This window comes from Aquimarina intermedia (assembly GCF_008124785.1).
Taxonomy (GTDB): Bacteria; Bacteroidota; Bacteroidia; order Flavobacteriales; family Flavobacteriaceae; genus Aquimarina; species Aquimarina intermedia.
Map to the genome: position 1 here is coordinate 1 of NZ_VNHU01000014.1, position 19743 is coordinate 19743.

General features: G+C 35.8%; 16 protein-coding genes. 5 read left to right on the forward strand and 11 right to left on the reverse strand.

Annotated features, from left to right (window positions below; all coding sequences use genetic code 11):
- Positions 1–231 precede the first annotated feature (231 nt).
- Entirely contained in the window at positions 232–948 is a 717-nt protein-coding gene (locus tag BD809_RS14850; RefSeq protein ID WP_148783773.1) for a DUF4294 domain-containing protein, read from the reverse strand.
- Positions 949–1059: 111 nt separating this feature from the next.
- Between BD809_RS14850 and BD809_RS14855 the strand changes: the two genes are divergently transcribed.
- A complete protein-coding gene (locus BD809_RS14855; protein ID WP_148783774.1) occupies positions 1060–2148 on the forward strand; it encodes a M42 family metallopeptidase in 1089 nt (362 codons plus the stop codon).
- A gap of 56 nt (positions 2149–2204) precedes the next feature.
- Here BD809_RS14855 and acs read toward each other — a convergent pair whose 3' ends face one another.
- The 7 genes from acs to BD809_RS14895 all read right to left on the reverse strand — a co-directional run bounded on the left by acs (position 2205) and on the right by BD809_RS14895 (position 11449).
- Positions 2205–4157 carry an acetate--CoA ligase gene (acs, locus tag BD809_RS14860; RefSeq protein WP_148783775.1) on the reverse strand — a complete coding sequence of 651 codons (1953 nt, stop codon included), beginning with the start codon at positions 4155–4157 and terminating at the stop codon, positions 2205–2207.
- 49 nt (positions 4158–4206) lie between these two features.
- Positions 4207–4572, reverse strand: a complete 366-nt coding sequence (locus BD809_RS14865) for a response regulator transcription factor (RefSeq protein WP_148783776.1) — start codon at positions 4570–4572, stop codon at positions 4207–4209.
- Positions 4573–4619: 47 nt separating this feature from the next.
- Entirely contained in the window at positions 4620–7310 is a 2691-nt protein-coding gene (locus BD809_RS14870; RefSeq protein ID WP_148783777.1) for an ATP-binding protein, read from the reverse strand.
- A gap of 265 nt (positions 7311–7575) precedes the next feature.
- Complete coding sequence (locus BD809_RS14880; RefSeq protein WP_148783779.1) at positions 7576–9363, reverse strand: sodium:solute symporter family protein; 1788 nt, start codon at positions 9361–9363, stop codon at positions 7576–7578.
- A gap of 41 nt (positions 9364–9404) precedes the next feature.
- Positions 9405–9668, reverse strand: coding sequence for a DUF4212 domain-containing protein (locus tag BD809_RS14885; RefSeq protein ID WP_148783780.1), 264 nt, complete (start codon positions 9666–9668; stop codon positions 9405–9407).
- Between the two features lie 11 nt (positions 9669–9679).
- Positions 9680–10912, reverse strand: a complete 1233-nt coding sequence (locus BD809_RS14890) for a hypothetical protein (RefSeq protein ID WP_148783781.1) — start codon at positions 10910–10912, stop codon at positions 9680–9682.
- A gap of 117 nt (positions 10913–11029) precedes the next feature.
- Positions 11030–11449 carry an IS1/IS1595 family N-terminal zinc-binding domain-containing protein gene (locus BD809_RS14895; RefSeq protein ID WP_148783782.1) on the reverse strand — a complete coding sequence of 140 codons (420 nt, stop codon included), beginning with the start codon at positions 11447–11449 and terminating at the stop codon, positions 11030–11032.
- 404 nt (positions 11450–11853) lie between these two features.
- Between BD809_RS14895 and BD809_RS14900 the strand changes: the two genes are divergently transcribed.
- The 3 genes from BD809_RS14900 to BD809_RS14910 are packed head-to-tail and all read left to right on the forward strand — an operon-like array spanning position 11854 to position 14152.
- A complete protein-coding gene (locus tag BD809_RS14900; RefSeq protein WP_148783783.1) occupies positions 11854–12348 on the forward strand; it encodes a Dps family protein in 495 nt (164 codons plus the stop codon).
- Between the two features lie 18 nt (positions 12349–12366).
- Complete coding sequence (locus BD809_RS14905) at positions 12367–13284, forward strand: mechanosensitive ion channel family protein (protein ID WP_148783784.1); 918 nt, start codon at positions 12367–12369, stop codon at positions 13282–13284.
- Between the two features lie 4 nt (positions 13285–13288).
- On the forward strand, positions 13289–14152 hold the full coding sequence (locus BD809_RS14910; RefSeq protein ID WP_246131563.1) for an esterase-like activity of phytase family protein: 864 nt from the start codon (positions 13289–13291) through the stop codon (positions 14150–14152).
- A 43-nt stretch (positions 14153–14195) separates the two neighbouring features.
- Here BD809_RS14910 and BD809_RS14915 read toward each other — a convergent pair whose 3' ends face one another.
- From BD809_RS14915 to BD809_RS14920, 3 genes are read right to left on the reverse strand one after another with little or no spacing between them, the layout of a single operon-like run.
- A complete protein-coding gene (locus tag BD809_RS14915) occupies positions 14196–14564 on the reverse strand; it encodes a GNAT family N-acetyltransferase (RefSeq protein WP_148783785.1) in 369 nt (122 codons plus the stop codon).
- A gap of 12 nt (positions 14565–14576) precedes the next feature.
- A complete protein-coding gene (locus BD809_RS15665) occupies positions 14577–14753 on the reverse strand; it encodes a hypothetical protein (protein WP_170251905.1) in 177 nt (58 codons plus the stop codon).
- A gap of 6 nt (positions 14754–14759) precedes the next feature.
- Entirely contained in the window at positions 14760–18476 is a 3717-nt protein-coding gene (locus BD809_RS14920) for a metallophosphoesterase (RefSeq protein ID WP_148783786.1), read from the reverse strand.
- Between the two features lie 58 nt (positions 18477–18534).
- Between BD809_RS14920 and BD809_RS14925 the strand changes: the two genes are divergently transcribed.
- Positions 18535–19719, forward strand: a complete 1185-nt coding sequence (locus tag BD809_RS14925) for a Pycsar system effector family protein (RefSeq protein WP_148783787.1) — start codon at positions 18535–18537, stop codon at positions 19717–19719.
- Positions 19720–19743: the final 24 nt, after the last annotated feature.

Sequence of the window (19743 nt, forward strand, 5' to 3'; positions counted from 1 at the left end):
CTATGAACATCCGCGCAACAGTTAGCCCGTTTTGCGGGTGCAAACATACAACCCTTTTGCAGTATCGCAAGCCTTTTTCTGTAAAATGTTTTAACCTAAAATAGAAGTTGCTGATTTTAAAAAAGATAGAATATAAAATTAATAAAAATAATTTAAATTAACTCTATCAAGCATGAATTTTTTTAATGATTTTGTATTGAAAATTTGTCACTCGTCTCAAAACTTATCCCATTAAGACTTGGAGTTCGCTGACGGAGTAGCTTTACTTGTAGACCATTTATTTCTCAAATCATAAAAAGTAAAGTCAAGTGCAGTACGTTGTTCTTCAAGAATATTATTCTGAAAACTACGCTGTAAGATATCTTCTATCCAATAATCTTCCTCTACATTGATAGGATCATATTCTTCCTTTAAAGAAATTTTAAAAAGCTTTGCGGTGTTGTTGTACCAGAAGGCACTCCAACCGCTTCGATATTCCTTCACCAAATCAAACATTGTGTACCCTGTTTGTCTGTTAATCAGCTTCACTAAAATCTGTCCTTCTGTTCGCGTCATTTTTTTTAACTCCTGTGTAAATTCATCTTCCATATAATTTTGAAGAATTTTCACATACCGCTTACGTGCTCTCTTACCTTTTATTGCAACTAGTCGATTGTTCAAACTTGTTAATCTATCAGCTGCCAATTTAGCATATGGATACACCTTCCTTGTTTTTCTTCTCAAAATCAAGTAGCGTCTTCTAGCAAGTTTATCATCAAACTTCAGTTTTCCCAGAATAATTACTTCATCCAAGTCAATTGCTTCATGGGGTATGGTGTCACCTTCTATTATATAATACTGAACATACTTAGTAGAATCATTATATGTAGTATCCTTTTCAATTCCGCCTTGAGCGAGTATTGTAATTGAGTAAAAAAGACATCCTATATATATAAGGTATTTTATCATGCTTGTTATCGCTTCTAAAATCATTCCAAAAATAAGAAATACCTTTAGCTAAATTTAATATCTATTCGAATATTATTAACTTCGTGAAAAATTGTAATTTAAAACTTTACTATGTCAAAGAAAAGTATTCTTACCCAAGACTCATTAAATTTTCTGGAGAAATATTTGAATAACCCAGCTCCGACCGGTTATGAATGGGATGGTCAAAAAATATGGATGGATTATCTAAAACCCTATGTAGACACCTTTATTACCGATACGTATGGTTCTGCTGTCGGTGTTATTAATCCTGACGCCAAATATAAGGTCGTAATTGAGGGTCATGCTGACGAAATTTCTTGGTATGTGAATTACATCACTGATAATGGTTTAATCTACGTTATCCGTAATGGAGGTAGTGATCATCAAATTGCCGCCTCTAAAAGAGTTAATATTCATACTAAAAATGGAATGGTTCAAGGTGTCTTTGGATGGCCTGCTATCCATACCCGTGATAAATCAAAGGAGGAATCGCCAAAATTAGAGAACATTTGTATTGATGTTGGTTGTAATACGAGAGAAGAAGTTTTAGAACTTGGGGTACATGTAGGTTGCGTAATTACCTATCCTGATGAATTTTTTGTGTTAAATAACGACAAATTCGTCTGTAGAGCTCTGGATAATAGAATGGGTGGTTTCATGATTGCTGAAGTTGCTCGTTTATTGAAAGAAAATAAAAAGGAGCTACCTTTTGGCTTATATATTACCAATTCTGTACAAGAGGAAATTGGTCTTCGCGGTGCAGAGATGATAACGCACACCATACAACCTAATGTAGCTATTGTAACTGATGTATGTCATGATACCACAACGCCGATGATCGAAAAGAAGACTCAAGGCGAAACAAAAATCGGGGAGGGTCCTGTAATCTCCTACGCTCCTGCTGTTCAAAACAAATTAAGAGAGCTTTTAATTGACACCGCCGAGGGAAGTAATATTCCTTTTCAACGTATGGCATCAAGCAGAATGACCGGTACAGATACCGATGCGTTCGCATACAGTAATGGCGGTGTTGCATCTGCATTAATCTCTCTACCCTTACGCTATATGCATACCACTGTAGAAATGGTACACAGAAATGATGTGGAAAACGTGATCAAGTTGATTTACGAAAGTCTTCTTGCTATTGAGGATGGAGAAGATTTTAGTTATTTCAAATAATAAAATCATCCCAACAAATTTAAAGGCAATCGAATCGATTGCCTTTTGTTTTTTCATCATAAAGCTTTATCCATAATCTCCTGAACTACATCTGGATTTAACAATGTTGAAGTATCTCCTAAGTTAGCGGTGTCCTTTGAGGCTATCTTGCGCAAGATGCGACGCATAATTTTACCACTTCTTGTTTTGGGTAATCCACTAACAAATTGAACTTTGTCTGGTTTTGCAATGGGTCCTATAGTTTTTGCTACTAACTCTCTAATCTCAATCCGTAAGGCATCATTAGGTTCTTTTCCATCATATAAAGTAACAAAAGCATATAATGCCGTTCCTTTTATATCATGAGGAAAGCCGACAATTGCAGATTCTGCTACCGCCAGATGTTCATTGATAGCATTCTCGATAGGTGCGGTACCCAAATTATGTCCGGAAACGATAACTACATCATCTACCCTTCCTGTAATTCTATAATTTCCGGTTGCATCTCGATACGCACCATCACCGGTAAAATACATGTTTTCATACGTTGAAAAATATACTTCTTTATAGCGTTGATGATCTCCATAGATAGTTCGTGCCATTGATGGCCACGGGAACTTAATGGCTAATCGGCCTTCGGCACTTTGTGAATTAAATTCTAATTCGTTCCCTTCGGGATCCATAAGCGCCGGCTGAATGCCCGGTAATGGTAAAGTGGCAAAAGTAGGACGTGTGGGTGTAATTCCAGCTAAAGGCGAGATCATGATTCCGCCGGTTTCGGTTTGCCACCAGGTATCCACTATAGGAGAGTTTCCTTTACCAATATTATCGTTATACCAATGCCAAGCTTCTTCGTTTATGGGTTCCCCTACCGTTCCCAAAACTTTAATGGAACTGAGATCATGTTTGTTCACTAAGTCAAGCGACTGCTTTGCCAATGCCCGAATAGCAGTTGGCGCGGTATAAAAATGCGTTACATCTAACTTATCACAAATTTCCCAGAAACGTCCATAATCCGGATAACTTGGTATCCCTTCAAACATTACTGTAGTTACACCCGCTGCTAGCGGAGCATATACAATATAAGAATGCCCGGTGATCCAGCCGATATCAGCCGAACACCAATATACATCAGGTACGGATTTCACCTGACCTTTGACCCCTGCTGCAGCAAGATGATCACATTGAAAAACATTGGCAAAGGTGTACGTAGTATGCACCATGTACCCTCCTATGGTATGCACCATACCCTTTGGTTTACCTGTAGACCCCGAGGTATACAAAATAAACAACAGATCCTCGGCATCCATAACTTCTGCAGGACACTCTTTTTCTGCTTTTTGTAATTCATCATACCAGAACTTATCTCTACCTTCCTTCATTGGTGTGGGCTCTACTGTACGTCGATATACAATTACGGTTTCAATAGAGGGCGTTTCCTTCAAGGCTTCATCACACATTTCTTTTAGTTTGATGGGTTTTGTACCACGATATACCTCATTCGCTGTAATGAGCATTTTACATTGTGAATCATTGATACGACTGGCTATTGCTTTGCTGGAAAAGCCAGCAAAAACTATAGAATGCACCGCACCTATTCTTGCACATGCTAGCATTGCAATGGCTAGTTCGGGAATCATTGGCATATACAGACACACACGATCTCCTTTTTTGATACCATTGTTTTTTAACACATTGGCAAAGTGAGAAACTTTTACAAACAATTGCCTATAGGTTATATGCCGGGATTCTTCATCAGGATCGTTAGGTTCCCAAATGATAGCTGTTTTATTTCCGAGGGTATCCAAATGTCTATCCAAACAATTTTCTGTAAGATTTAATTTACCTCCTTTAAACCATTTTACTTCTGGCTTTTTAAAATCCCATTCTAAGATTGTGTCCCATCGTTTGTGCCAATAGAATTTTTCTGCAATTGAAGCCCAAAATTCTTCCGGATTTTCTATACTTTGATTGTATGCTTCTTTATACTCTGCAAAAGATCGTAACTGTAATGTGTCTCTAACTTTCATAGTTTTAATATTATCAATTTATATTTTCAACGAGTCTAAATCGTATTACTTAGTTAATAAGGGCATCAACTTTTTTTACTAATTTTTTTACAGAAAAAGGTTTGGTTACATATGCATTGACACCCATCGCTAAACCCTTCTCAATATCACTATTTTTATTTTTGGCTGTCAGGAAAATTACTTTGACCTCTTTATATGCTTCATTTGCCTTCACAAATTGTAACGTTTGATAACCATCTACTTTGGGCATCATAATATCCAATAATATAATATCAGGTACTTCTGCTTTCAAAATAGCTATCGCCTCACTACCGTCTCTGGCAATAAAAACATCATATTTATGTTTTTTAAAAGTGTATTCTAATGACATTACAATATTAGGCTCATCATCTACTATTAAAATTTTTTTACTCATGTAATCAAATTCTTAAAATATACGGCTACGCTCTGTTAGTATTACATCTATTTGCAAGGCAATTTAATATTAAATCGTGCACCGGTAATTACTTCTTCATCTACCCATATCTTTCCTTTATGGTTTTCAACAATATGTTTGCTTATAGCTAAACCAAAACCACTTCCAACTGGTTTTTGCAAATTTTGGTTTTTTGATTGGTAAAATTTGTCAAAAATATGAGGGACATCCTCTTTGGGAATACCTTTACCGTTATCTTCTATTTGAATCAAAACAGCGTTAGTCCCGCGCTTATACCGTATGGATATCTCCCCCTTTTCCTTTTCTACAAATTTTATTGCGTTCGATAATATATTAGTAAAAACTTGAAGCATGCGATCCTCATCATAGCGGCTTTTGATAATATTTATCTCTTTCGACACTTTTATACGAACTTGCTTTTCTTTAGCTATCGGAAGAATACCCTTTACCGCGCGATCAATGGTTTTCTGCAGATTATGTTCTTTTTTATCAAATATTTCTCTGCCAGATGCTAATTTTTCTAGATCCAGAATATTGTTGATCAGTTTAGACAATCGCTTAGAATCGTGAAGAATATTACTTAAAAACTCCTGTTGTAACGAATCCGGCATATCCTCGTTATCCTTCAACACCTCAGATGTTGCTCGAATAGCCGTAATCGGTGTTTTTAATTCATGAGCCACTGTATCCAGAAACTCGTCCTTTAACTTGTCCTGAAGTTGTAATTGATGGTTAGCTTTTTTTAATTCCTCTGTAAGTTTAGTCAGCTCTTTTGATTTTTGAGTTAGTGTTTTATTACTGGATATAGCTTTTTTATTTTCTTCTAATATTTCTAAAACCTCCACGAGACTCACCGGTTGCTCCTGAATGACACTGGCTATAAGAATTCGTGAAGAAGCACCTCCCAAACTTCCGGTGAGCAATTTTTCTGAGAAGTTTATCAAACGTGCATCTGCTCGTTCTGTCGTTAGCGGTATATCATATTTATTAAAAAACTGATGCAATGCATGATCCGTTTTTCTTCTTCCCAAAAAGGTATATAACATATTACGAATGTCTTGAACATATGCTTCGCCTTTCCATACAAAAGCATTTTCCTGCAGATAGTGTGCATTACTATGAACAAACATCTCTGCATAATTGCGCTCACGATAATTACCTACGCTCGCTAAAGATATTGCCAAATAAACCAGTATATTGAAAAACATACTCCAAAAGAATGCATGCGTGACCGGTGTCAAGAAATCAATACCAAATAATTGATACGGTCGAAGTAAGCCGAAACCGAAAGGTCCATTTTCAATATATGTTGCATTATCAAAAATAGAATCCAAAACAAAAGGTAGAATTAATGTGTAGGTGGTGATTAGACTTCCACTAATTATAGAAAGTTTAGCAGCTCTGGCAGAACCCCTATTCCAAAACAATCCAATAAAAAAAGAAGGCGCCAACTGTGCAATGACTACAAATGATATCAAACCAATCGAAAATAGAGAGAGTTGTATATTAAAATTAATATAAAACAAATAAGCACCTACAATAAGACTGAAGATTGCAATTCTTCGTATGTTTTTAATGTAATAGTCTATACGCTCCGGATGACTACGGCTAAATTTATCTAGAAATCCATAAGGAATGATCAGGTTGTTGCTAAGCATAGTTGAGAGTGCTAAAGTAGAAACCACAACCATGCTAATCACCGCTGAGAACCCTCCTAAAAAAACTAAAGTTGCTAATACTGTATTTTGTTCTTTCAAAGGGAGTAGTAATGTAAAATAATCCGGATTGACAGTATTTCCTAATGATAGTCTTCCTCCCCACGCAATAAAAATAACAAAGATGTTGAATAACAAAAGATATAATGGAAAAAGCCAAATTGCTTTTTTTAAGTGCTTTTCTGTTACATTCTCAATTACTGAAACTTGGAATTGTCGTGGCAACAGAAAAATAGCAAAAAAGGACAGTGCTATCATGAAGTACCAATTAATTCCTGCCTCTATAGAAGTCAAACTGATCAACGACTCAAAATTATCCGTTTTACTAATTTTATTAAAAATGTCAGAAGTCCCATCAAACAAATAAAAGGTAACATAGATGCCTATCGCTAAAAAGAATACCAACTTTAAAATCGACTCAACTGCAACCGAAAAAATTATCCCTTGCCTCCTTCTCGCGGCATCCACCGTTCGTGTACCAAAAAACGCAACAAACGTTGCTAGTAGAATAGCAACATAGAATGTGGTGTCAGTAAAAACAGAGCTTGTAGAGGCAGTTAAGGGGGTCGATGTCAGTATAGAGAAAGTTTCAGAAACTGCTTTGAGTTGTAATGATATATAGGGAAGAATCCCGATTACGCAAACCACCGTTACTAAACCACCCAAAAAACGATTATTACCATATCGTAAGGAAATGAAATCAGCTATACTCGATATTTTGTGCTGTTTGGATATACGAATTACCTTTTTGAGCACCACGATCCATAAGGGTGCTGCTATTATAGGTCCCAAATAGGTTGTCAAGAAACTAACACCTGAGCGAGCTGCAATTCCAACACTTCCATAATATGTCCAGGCAGAACAATAAACTGCTAAAGAAAGTGTATAGACATACGCATTATTGACCCAACGCTTCTTAGCTTTTCTTTCTGCCCAATATGCTATACCAAATAAGACTAACAAGTATAGTATAATGATGCTAATAACACTGTAACTATTCATGAAATCGTTTTAAAAGGTATGCCGAAATGAGAATTGAAATTAACCAGATTAAAAAGATAAAAAAATACAATAACGGAATTCCGCCAACATCCCCTGATTGATTAAAAATTAATAACAACGGAATGTTAAACAAAAAAAGGAGTACAAAGGATAGTACTAACAACTTCTGTTCGTGTCTTCTTTTCATTATATCATGGTATCATTAAGATCCCTATAAAGTTAAGAAATCGCTTTCTCAACTTTATAGCTAATTTTGTTTATTTAATTAATGTGTTGCCTGTCCCGCATTGTTGGGTAAACGAATGTGCTCTACAATCTCTTGTACATCTTGAGGTGGTGGGGCTGTAACATAGGAAACTGAAAGAGAAACAAGAAAGTTTATAATCATAGCTACCGCTCCAAATCCTTCAGGAGAGATACCGAACCACCATTCGCTGGGCGGTGGTAGAGTTTCATCAAACCAACCCAATTTGTATTTTATCATATACAAAAGCATACATAAAATTCCTACAATCATACCTGCTATGGCTCCCTCTTTGTTCATGCGTTTATAAAATATACCTAATACAATGGCCGGAAAAAAGGAGGCCGCGGCAAGGCCAAATGCCAAGGCTACAACCGCCGCCACAAATCCAGGTGGGTTGATCCCAAAATAGCCAGCCACGCAGACTGCTGCAACAGCAGACAAACGCGCAGCAATAAGTTCTCCTTTTTCAGAAATACTAGGTTTGATCATTTTTTTGATGAGATCATGAGAAACAGAAGAAGAAATAACAAGAAGAAGTCCTGCTGCCGTTGATAAGGCTGCTGCTAATCCTCCGGCAGCTACTAAAGCAATTACCCAGTTAGGTAATTTGGCAATCTCAGGATTTGCTAATACCATGATATCTCTATCTACAAAAAGTTCATTTTGAGTGGATGCGTTACTATTGGATATAACACGTTCTCCATTGCTCCCTCTATTCTTACCGTCAAATACAGGCTTATTTTTGTTTCCTTCGACTGCACTTCCATTGCTGTATTGAACTTTACCATCATTATTCTTGTCAACCCAACCCAAAAGACCGGTATCCTCCCAATTCTTAAACCATACCGGCAATTCCTGATAGGCTTTATTATTTACTGATTCTATAAGATTTGTTTTCGCAAATACAGCAACCGCTGGAGCAGTTGTATATAAAATTGCGATTAAGAACAAGGCATACCCTGCTGATTTTCGGGCATCCTTTACTCGTTTAACAGTAAAAAAACGAACAATTACATGAGGTAAACCTGCTGTACCCACCATTAAGGCTAAAGTTATGGCAAAAACATCCAAAATTGATTTTGAACCGTCGGTATACGCTGAAAACCCTAATTCCGTACTTAATCCGTCCAATTTATCTAACAAATATACTCCGGACCCATCGGCTACCGTATCACCGAATCCGAGTTGTGGGATTGGATTACCTGTCATTTGTATGGATATAAAAATAGCAGGAACCATAAAGGCAAAAATAAGGACACAATATTGTGCTACCTGTGTATACGTTATACCTTTCATCCCACCCAAAACTGCGTAAAATAGTACGATAATCATTCCTATAATAACTCCCGTATTTATTTCTACTTCCAAAAAACGGGAAAAAACAATTCCCACGCCACGCATCTGTCCGGCAACATAGGTAAAAGAAACTAATAACGCACAAAATACCGCCACCGATCGGGCTGTTTTAGAATAGTATCGGTCACCGATAAAATCGGGAACCGTGAATTTTCCGAATTTCCTTAGGTAGGGTGCCAAGAGTAATGCCAAAAGTACATATCCACCAGTCCATCCCATCAGATACACTGCACCATCATATCCGGCAAAAGCAATTATACCTGCCATGGAGATAAAGGAAGCTGCACTCATCCAATCGGCGGCGGTAGCCATTCCATTTGCAAGTGGAGATACGCCCCCACCAGCTACGTAAAACTCTTTGGTTGAACCTGCTCGAGACCAAATTGCAATTCCAATATATAAAGCAAAGGTGACCCCTACCAAAATATAAGTCCATATTTGAACGCTCATAATTCTATCTTTAAGTTGTTAGTGAAAATTGTATTTATAAATCAATCCTTATCGTATCCATATTTTTTATCCAACTTGTTCATCAAACGAACATAGACAAATATCAAAATGACAAATACATAAATCGAACCTTGCTGAGCAAACCAAAAACCAAGTCTGAAGCCTCCCAAACGAATCTCATTTAAGGCATCTTTAAACAAAATACCTGCGCCGTAGGATACCAAGAACCATATAGTTAAAAGTATAAACAGGTATCTTACATTTTCTTTCCAATAGGCGGTAGCCTTTTTTTGTACATCTGACATAGTGGTATATTTTATAAATAAATCATTGCTTGAAGTGTGATCAGCCCTATAGCATCTCCATCTCCGTACTTTGTATTCTTATATTCTAAAGTTAATTTTGAGTTATGACCATTCATATACATATTAGCTCCCAATCCAAACGTAGTAGCGTTATCATCGATACGATCTATAGTACGTAAACTGAGAGATGTGTAGGGTTGAAATTTTAGTTTCTTGTCTGTATTTGGGATTACATATCCAACATGTCCATACACCATGGATCCGGTTTCATAGGTTTGTCCCAGCGTATAGTTATCACCGTAATTGTTATTTTGATAGGTAGCATAGGCAGTCAGCGCAGAACCATTATCCCCAAGAGGTGTATCATAAAATGCATCAACTGCAAATATTGCCACATCTTCTCCGGTTAACAACCCATCCGCTTCAGCCGAAACACTTCCATCAGAATGGTAAAAAAAACCTGCTCCGAGAGAAAAGACTTTTTTGGTTCCCAGATAAGAGCCTACTTTATACGGTAAGAAATTAGATTCCTGATCAAGAAACTGATATTCAAAATAACCGGCAAAATTTTTACCTGCATCTTTCGATCCCAGTAACCTTCTTCCGGCATAAATTGGACTCCCTCCGGCTTCGGGAACCGCTTGATCCTGTAAATTATTAGTAATCGCCTCATTGACTGATACACGATACTGTAGTTTCCCAAAAGAACCTTTGAAGAAAATACCTATATGGCGGGCAAATTGATCAGAAAGACCGATAGTAGCCCAGGATTGTCTGTTATTATCCAGCGTAAGAAGGTTTAAAGTACCTTGATTATTGAGCCTGGATATACCATTCCAATAATGTAAACCTCCACCTATAGCATGATCTGCTCCCAAGCTATATTGAAGATACACATCATGAAAAAACAACTGTGAACTTTCTCCTAAGCCTGTAGGACTTTGGTTGTTCGCATTTAAACTATTAAGTCCAAAATGTGTTAAGATCAGAAAATCTTTACTTATTTGAGAATACATCAAAACACGTGCACGGCGTATACTAAAATTTGTAGTACTTACATCATCGGGAACATCCTCATTGTATTGAGCCCAAAACTGTGCCCATGATAAGATTCTAAAATATTTTGTTCCTTCTTCATTTAATTTCACCTTGAGCCCTCCTGTATAATCAGCGGATCCTTGAGAAAAATTTTGGAGAGGAATTAAGCAACAGAGTATGCAAAAATAAACCAGATTTTTTTTCATGACTAGTAAGATTTGATTTAGCGTGTGAGTTGTAAATCAACATGATATACAGGATTAAAAGTCATGAAATCTAAATACTAAAAAAAAATCAATATAGTTTTTTGCTAAATAGGATAGTTATTCTTTAAAACGCTCCCATTTAATTAGCATAAATTTATCACCAAGTTCGGTAACAATAACCCCTGCTCCCTTGATATTTTCAGGGTTAGTAAAGAATTTGGAAAGTTCTGAAGGATTCAGAATCTTATAGGTAGGATGATATTCTGATTTGTACGGTCTTTTAATACCATACTTTTTTACCCAATTCATGATACTTACGTGAGACACTCCCAAAATTCGTTCTATTTCACGATAGGATAAGCCTTCAAGATATAGCTGTAATGCCTTGTTTACATAATATTCGTCAATTCTTTTACCAAGCTTATTTACCGTGAAGTAATACTTGCAGACTTTACAGCGGTAGCGCTGCCTGTCCTTGACAATTCCGCTTTTCACAAAACTAAGAGATCCACAATTAGGACAGTTCTCAACAATCATCTATACTTATTTTGCATAAATATACCAATTTAGCAATATAATATTTTTAAAGAATTTATTAATTTAATTAGATATCTCTAAAAAATACCCCAAAGTCTTAACCTATACATACGCAGATTGAAAAATTACAGCGTTCTTACTCAATGCTATGTTAAAAGCTATTTCCACTACCATTCAATTCAAATAATTACTACAATGAACTGCGTATTTCCATTTTATGATAGATACTTTTTATAGAAGGATAAGAATTATAATACAAAATGACTTTGAAGTTCAACTATCAATTGGAGGGTTCTCCGTAAGTCCATAGCTAAGTTAAATTTATACTAAACTATAAGGTTTTCAACGGTTTTTAAAGAGATTCTATAGTAATTTGTATAAAAATTTACAAAAAAATAAACTATATGAATTATTTAAATTTAGATGCAGATAAGACTTCAGAAACGGTAAAAGAACTAAATACCCTGTTGGCTGATTATCATTTATACTATCAAAAATTAAGAAATTTTCACTGGAATATTCTGGGAAAAAATTTCTTTGATCTTCATGTGCAGTTTGAAGCTATGTATGACGATGCTAAAATAAAGGTTGATGAGATTGCAGAGCGTATCCTTACACTTAGATATCAACCTGTGAGTAATTATTCGGAGTATTTGAAGCAATCCAATTTAAAAGAATCTAGTTCTGATTTGAGTGACGAAAAGATGATTTCTACATTACTGGAAGATCATGGTGCAATTCTCAAACAAATGAGTAAAGTTGTAAAAACTGCGGATGATGCGAGTGATGAAGGTACTATAGATCTAGTTGGGGGTTATATTAGAGAACTGGAAAAAACCAGTTGGATGCTGGATGCATGGAGAATGAAAACCGGTGATACTATGCAAGTTTCAAAATAGAATAGACAAAATAGACACATGATATTACTACAAGAAGAAGAAAACACTTCAGCTACATTCAAAATTAGTGATTCCGTTGAAAATCTGACTGATAAGTTGGAGGGTTGGTTAGACGGTTTAATTCTCATTCTGCCCAATTTAATTTTGGCCATTTTAGTTTTTCTTTTATTTCTTTTGGCAGCCAAATATCTTGGAAGATTGTTACGTAATGTCATTTTAAGTAGAATACGTCAAGAATCTATAAAAAGTATTGCGATTAGGGTGATAAAAAGTATTGTTATCCTAATCGGCTTTTTTATAGCACTTGGTTTATTAAACCTTGATAAAGTACTGACCTCTGTGCTTGCAGGAGCAGGTGTGATTGGTTTGGCTATCGGCTTGGCCTTGCAAGGAACTCTAAACAATACCTTTTCTGGTGTTATTCTTAGTTTTTTACCGAGAATTGAACTCGGTGATTGGGTAGAAACCAATGGCTTTGCAGGGAAAGTTGAAGATATTAATTTAAGGAGTATTGTAATTCGACAAGCGGATAACAATTTTGTCATGATACCGAATGCAAAGATAATCGAAGAGCCCTTTGTCAACTACTCTCAAACTAGTCGATCTCGGGTTATCATTTCTTGCGGAGTAGGATATTCAAGTGATTTGGAAAGGGTAGCTCAATTAACTACAGAAACTATTGATAACCTTTTTAAACAAAACAAAAATGAAGATGTCGAATTTTTCTTTCAAGAATTTGGAGATAGCTCTATTAATTTTATCGTTAGGTTTTGGACAGATATTAGGAATAAGAAAGAAGTATTAGCTGCTCAACATAGAGGGATCATCGCTATAAAACGGGCTTTTGATAAAGAAGGTATTAATATTCCGTTCCCTATTAGAACCATTGATTTTTCAAATAAACTTTCACTTACGCCAACAAACAATGATCAGTAAGAAAATGAACCGAATAAAAACCACAGTGCTTTTTATATTTATTGCTATTGCAGGAAGTTGTCAAAAATATGGGGATTTAGTTAAGATCAACCAATTATCTACAGCTATACAAGAGATTTCAGGGATTGCAAAAATACCTCAGGATGATTATATATACGCGATTAATGATTCTGGTAACGACAATATTTTATATGCCTTGGATGAAACCGGGGATGTTGTAAAAGAAATTAAACTCGTTAATACTGTTAATATAGACTGGGAGGCGATGGCTTCTGACAAAGATGGAAATGTCTATATCGGAGATTTTGGAAACAATCGGAATGATCGAAAAGACCTGGCCATTTATAAAGTTTCTAATGTGTTTGATCAACAGTCAGGAAATGCAACGGCGATAAAAACAACCTTTTCTTTTGAGGATCAAAAAAAATTTCCTCCTAAAAAGGATAAGAGAAATTTTGACGTAGAAGCCTTTTTCTATTTTAATCAGAATTTTTATTTGTTTACGAAAAACAGAGCAAAAAACTTTGACGGTACTACTAAACTATACAAAGTTCCGGCAACGGCAGGAGCATATGAAGCAAAACTGATCGGGACATATGAAACGTGTAATGATGACAATGATTGCTTTGTTACGGGTGCTGCAATAAACCCCGAGAATGACACCGTAGTACTTCTTACTTATGACAAACTGTTCTTTTTCAAAAACTTTGAAGGAGACAATTTTCTAGAAGGTGACGTAGAGAAAATTCAGTTAGAACATCGGTCACAAAAGGAAGGTGTTTGTTTTAAAAATAAAACTACTTTATTTATAATTGACGAGGGACGTGGTCGATCAGGAGGAAATCTGTATGAGTATCCTCTCAAATAAGCCATAAACAATTTTAGAGATATAAAAGAGCTCTGAATCACAATCATCTGTCAGGCTCTTTGCTATTTTTTATGCCGTCCCAGTCTTCTTTTAGAATTGCAAAAATGTAAGCATCAGACCAGCCTGATTTAAATGGTAATACTTTTCTTTTTCTTCCTTCTCTCACAAATCCAGACTTTTCTAAAACTCGTACTGAACCTATATTCTCACAGGCCCATCCTGCTTCGATACGATGTAAGTTAAGTTTTGCGAAACCAAATCTTATGATTTCTTGAGTTACTTCGGTTCCGAATCTTTTTCTCCATTGTTCCGGCATAAATTTATACCATACTTCTCCCCTTTTATATTTTGAATTACCAAGTTGTAGCCCAATAATTCCTATAAACTCTTTTGTGATTTTATTTTCAATAATAAAACCATGAAACTAGGCAGCCTCTATCTTTATAATCCAATGAGATAAAATTTGTGAAGTAACCTCTATAGACTCTGGTATGCCTAGTGTGTTATAGTGATCAACTGCTTCGACAGTATGCAATTCATATATAGAATGAATATTCTCCTTGTCTATTAATCGCAAGGTATTGCTATTGGTTTGTAGCATTTTTAATTAGAATGTAAATCCAAAACCAAAAGAAAAACGTAAACCATCCTCCCCTGTAAAGAAATTGAAAGTACCGCTTAAGGAATCGGCACTGTTGATCCAAAAACCGCCTCCGTAATTATTGTGCCACAATGTTGAGTTGTCGTTATCACTTAACCAGACTCTACCTAAATCAAAACCACCAAATATCCCTATCTGTATTGGTAATACACCTGTTTTAAATTGATTAAAACTATAGCGTAAATCTGCGCTCGTTGCAAAGGATCGTTTACCTGAAAAACGTTGATTACGATAACCTCGTAGTCCAGTATTCTGTCCTAATTGAGCTGATTGATAGAACTCATAATCATCTCCCAGATTGATCTGTGCCTGTGCCGAGGTTTTAAGAACTAATTTACGGCTTGTAATTAAGGAATTATAAAAGCCCAAATATGGATTGATGTACCCGAAGGTTCGATCAAAATCTTCCGCATTAGCAGTAATACCCCCATTAATTTCAAATTTCATCCCATTGGTAGGATTAACATCAACATCGTAACTTTCATAACGATACGTGGCGTCTGCACTAACAAAATACTTTCTTTTAAAAAACTCAGGATCACCTGATTCAAAAACAGGGTTTCCAATAAAACGATCACCATCTTTATCCACTTGAATACCTTCAAATCTTGCTTTGTAATCGAAGTAACTACCAAATCGACCAAATTTTGCCGCTCCAATATCCACACCAATATGACTAATTCTAACCCTGTTAAAATCTAATCCTAAATCATCATCATTATTTACTGTTTCATTACCAAAACCAAAGAAGTTTTCACTAAAATTTGGACTCGTAAATTTTGCACCGACCATCAAATTGAAATTTTTGAGCACTCCGGCAAACTCTCCTTTATACTTTACATCAAAACCATTAGTAGCAAAATAAAACCCAGCCGTTAAAGTATGCTTACTGGTAAATGGATTTCTATTAAAGCCATTTACCCGATATACATTTTTGACACCTATTTTAAAACCATCATCCGGATTGTACGCAACTGCCGGAATTAGTGAGTTTTTGGTCACTATTTCCTTATTTTTATCAAAAGAATTAACCTCATACGTATCGGTAAAGCGAACTTTTGCATTGCCTTTACGAATGATGGTATTGGGCTTAGATTTGTAATCATAAATCGTAACTCTGCGTCCTTTTTCAATGTTGAACTTATCATGATCTTGTCCGCCGATAATTCTAATATAAATTGGATTATCTCCTTTACCTCTTACATTGAAATAATCATCATCATCCAAACCGTAGAGCCATATTTCTTTGGTGTTTTTTCTATCATATAATTTCTCACTGACCACATCAGCCTTTTCACCACCTTTAATTCTTGAGATCGTTATCTTTGTTTTGCCATTCTCCATGCGCTCCACTTCGATGTAATCATCCTTATCGGTTCCCGTGACAATGGCAAGTTCTGCAAGATATTTATAATATCTCTCAGCTATCTTTACCAAGTTATCACGTCTTCCTTTTAATTTTGCTTTAATTTCATTAGATGAATCTCCTTTTACTGCATCGGGTAATTTGGTAAATGCTGTTTCAATTACTTCATCTGTCAAATTATCTTGTATGAACTTTGCTTGCTTTTTCCACTCATCTTTGCCACTACTCTGGATAAATGTTCTATCGAGTTTCAGCCCGGCGATATTGAACCATTTAATACTTTTGAGGGTTTTATCATATACCTGAAATTTATTTGTTACCCCAATGAGCCCTCGAAGTGTGCCCAAAAATGCGCCATCAAAATTTGAAAATGCCTGATCTCTATCTCTAGGTATAGGTCTAAAAATATGATCGCCATTTTCTTTTTCAAATTCTGCCCAGCGCCATTGATCCTGATGTCGATCCCAGTCCCCAATTAGCATATCAAACATACGCGCTCTTATAAAAGCAGCTTCGTCAATCTTGTATTTTTCATCTCTACGTAAGCGCTCATATACATCTGCAGTGCTTTCAATATCATCGGGTTGTCCAAAGGTAATCTGGTTTACATGATGTTCCTCCGGTCGTTCTTCGATCATATAGAGTTCATCTCCATATTCGGCATTATATTTACCTAGCGTTTTTTGCTTTGGCACATAAAATACCTTAGGATTGGTATGATAAATCCCTACAGCATCAGAGAGATCCGGGATCACTGTAAATATATAAGGATGTGCAGCTGTGTAGAAATCCTGAAGAATATCTTCTGAAATGGTATTTTCCAGATCATCGGCTACATAATTATTCTTAAAAGCGTTGGCTTGCAAAAACTGTACGCCGCTTTTTCTCAAAGCTCTTAAATTAAATTCTTTACCATCTTTATCTTTTACACGTAATGACCTTGTTTGCTGACCTCCTCCTTTACGAATAACTGTCAATCCCCCATAGAGTGTATCCAGATCAGCAACGGGAGCTTGAATTTTTTTTCCGTATAAATCACGGTAATGATCACCCCAAATGCTTTCATAAACTTCTGTTCGATCAGTCTCTTCATAGTCATACACCGAAGCCTCTACGGTTTGATCAAAAGAATCGGGAAGTGAAGAAAAATCGTAATCCTTCCGTTTTGGATGTACTTCGGTTTCAAACAGTAAAACTGGTTCGTTATTTTCACTTCCAAAGTAGGAAGCTCTTGAGGAACCGTCCTTTAAAATATCCAAGCGTACAAATCCTTGTCCGCCATAGGCAAAAATCCCATCATTCGCTAAGGTAGCATAAGACGCTTTTGCACCTGAGCCTGAAACGATTTGTTTGATACTATCATTAACAATGTACTGAATAGAATGTTCGTGGCCTGATGCAAAAATAACACGTTCACCTCCAGAGGCGATTGTCGACATACGACGTACCAATGATTTATATTGCTTGTTCTGAATATCTTGGCTGGATACCCCGCCGCTAGTTCTAATCATCATAGCTAATGATCCCAAAACCGGTAACGGTATTTTTCTTTGGCTTGGATACAAGTGTTTTACAGGAGCATACTTACCTCCATGTACTCCATTTGAAAACAATGGATGATGTAAGGCTATTAAATTCGTTTTATCTTGTCCTTTTTTCAAAGCACTTTGAAACTCCAGAAAGAAAGTTTCTCTGGATTTAATCTGCGGACAATTATCGTTGATAGTTGGGTGCTTGTCCCAATCTTCTAAATACCATTGTGAATCGACCAGAATCAATTGTATATTATCAGTGATATCAATAGTTTCGATCGGACATCCCTTGGCCGGACGAAATACCTTTCGGTCCTTTAACTTACTTTCAAAATAATTTTCTTCACGCTTTAAGCCTTTGAGACCTTCATTGTACCAGTCATGGTTACCCGGAATAAAAATCACCTGTCCATCAAAACTATTAACCGATTCAATTTGGGCGTCCAATCGATGCTCTGCTAAGGGGCGATCAACAGCATCCTTTTCGGGCATCCCATCGGGATAAATATTATCTCCCAGAAAAATTGCATAGTTCCCCTGCTGTGAATGCGCTTTCAGGTATTTTTCAAAAGCCAGTAACCCGGGAGTACTCTCCCCTAATGATGCATAACCCGCATCTCCAATTAAATAAAATGTTTTTTCAATCTGGTCAGCATTTGTAACCGTATAGCTCGTTTTTTTATCACGGTACTGAGGTTCATAAAGTGCACAATTCGATAATAGTAAAAAGCTTAATATTGTTAGAATTATGTTATATTTTTTCATACGAATAGGACGGTAATTTTAATATATTGTACTTTGGTGTTAAATTTAATACGAATCTATGTCAACACTAGTAGAGAAAGCAGATAAGTTTGTTTTAGAATTATTTAAAAATGAACTTCCTGAAACTTTCGTTTATCATAATTATATTCACACACAACGCGTCGTTAAAAGTACTAACGAAATAATAGAAAATTCTGAAATTGGTGTTAAAGATGCCGAGATACTAAGGCTGGCAGCTTGGCTTCATGATACCGGGTACACTAAAAGTATTGATAATCATGAAGAAGAAAGTATTGTTATAGCTAAGCAATTTTTGAACGAACATAATGCCGATACTGATGTTATTGAAAAAGTAACTGCATGCATCTTGGCTACCAAATTTAATTCTGAACCTAACTCCTTTTTGGAAGAAGTAATCAGGGATGCTGATAGCTCACATTTTGCAAAAAAATACTTTGAAGAAACCAGTGAATTCTTACGACAAGAACTTCGTCTCCACAATATAAAAGAATTCACAACCAAAGAATGGATTCAGGAGAATATTGAGATGTTTACTCAAAAACATAAGTATTATACAAACTATGCCTTGAGAAATTGGGTCAAGAAAAAGGACGAAAATCTCCTAAAACTTATTGAAAAACAAAAAAAGAGAAAGAAAAAGAACAAAAAAGAGGCGTTAAAGGCCCAGTTAAAAGCAAAGTATAAAAACGAAAGTCCTGAACGCGGTATTCAGACACTGTTTAGGGTAACGCTAAGAAATCACATCAAACTGAGTGATATTGCTGATACAAAAGCCAACATCTTACTTTCAGTAAATGCAATTATCATTTCGCTGGCGCTTGCTAATTTGATACCAAAACTGGATTCTGTAAGTAATCAGCATTTATTGTTTCCCAGTTTAATATTAGTATTGTTTAGTGTTGCATCCATCATTTTATCAATAATGTCTACCCGACCTAATGTTACTACGGGTGAGTTTACCAAAGAGCAAGTTCAAAATAAAGAGATTAATGTTCTCTTTTTTGGTAATTTTCATAAAATGCCATATCAGGAGTATAAATGGGCTATTCAAGAAATTATTAAGGACAAAGAGTATGTTTATGAATCACTTACCAAAGATTTATACTTTCTGGGTATAGTGCTAAATCGCAAATATAAATTATTGCGATTAACGTATACTGTATTTATGATTGGAATTATCGTTTCTGTTATCGCATTTATAGTAGCATTCTACTATTTATAGCACTTCAATAAACAATATGCATAA

Bases quoted from the DNA above. Each gene is read 5' to 3' on its own strand.
- BD809_RS14850 (WP_148783773.1), bottom strand. From the start codon at position 948: ATGATAAAATACCTTATATATATAGGATGTCTTTTTTACTCAATTACA.
- BD809_RS14855 (WP_148783774.1), top strand. From the start codon at position 1,060: ATGTCAAAGAAAAGTATTCTTACCCAAGACTCATTAAATTTTCTGGAG.
- acs (WP_148783775.1), bottom strand. From the start codon at position 4,157: ATGAAAGTTAGAGACACATTACAGTTACGATCTTTTGCAGAGTATAAA.
- BD809_RS14865 (WP_148783776.1), bottom strand. From the start codon at position 4,572: ATGAGTAAAAAAATTTTAATAGTAGATGATGAGCCTAATATTGTAATG.
- BD809_RS14870 (WP_148783777.1), bottom strand. From the start codon at position 7,310: ATGAATAGTTACAGTGTTATTAGCATCATTATACTATACTTGTTAGTC.
- BD809_RS14880 (WP_148783779.1), bottom strand. From the start codon at position 9,363: ATGAGCGTTCAAATATGGACTTATATTTTGGTAGGGGTCACCTTTGCT.
- BD809_RS14885 (WP_148783780.1), bottom strand. From the start codon at position 9,668: ATGTCAGATGTACAAAAAAAGGCTACCGCCTATTGGAAAGAAAATGTA.
- BD809_RS14890 (WP_148783781.1), bottom strand. From the start codon at position 10,912: ATGAAAAAAAATCTGGTTTATTTTTGCATACTCTGTTGCTTAATTCCT.
- BD809_RS14895 (WP_148783782.1), bottom strand. From the start codon at position 11,449: ATGATTGTTGAGAACTGTCCTAATTGTGGATCTCTTAGTTTTGTGAAA.
- BD809_RS14900 (WP_148783783.1), top strand. From the start codon at position 11,854: ATGAATTATTTAAATTTAGATGCAGATAAGACTTCAGAAACGGTAAAA.
- BD809_RS14905 (WP_148783784.1), top strand. From the start codon at position 12,367: ATGATATTACTACAAGAAGAAGAAAACACTTCAGCTACATTCAAAATT.
- BD809_RS14910 (WP_246131563.1), top strand. From the start codon at position 13,289: ATGAACCGAATAAAAACCACAGTGCTTTTTATATTTATTGCTATTGCA.
- BD809_RS15665 (WP_170251905.1), bottom strand. From the start codon at position 14,753: ATGCTACAAACCAATAGCAATACCTTGCGATTAATAGACAAGGAGAAT.
- BD809_RS14920 (WP_148783786.1), bottom strand. From the start codon at position 18,476: ATGAAAAAATATAACATAATTCTAACAATATTAAGCTTTTTACTATTA.
- BD809_RS14925 (WP_148783787.1), top strand. From the start codon at position 18,535: ATGTCAACACTAGTAGAGAAAGCAGATAAGTTTGTTTTAGAATTATTT.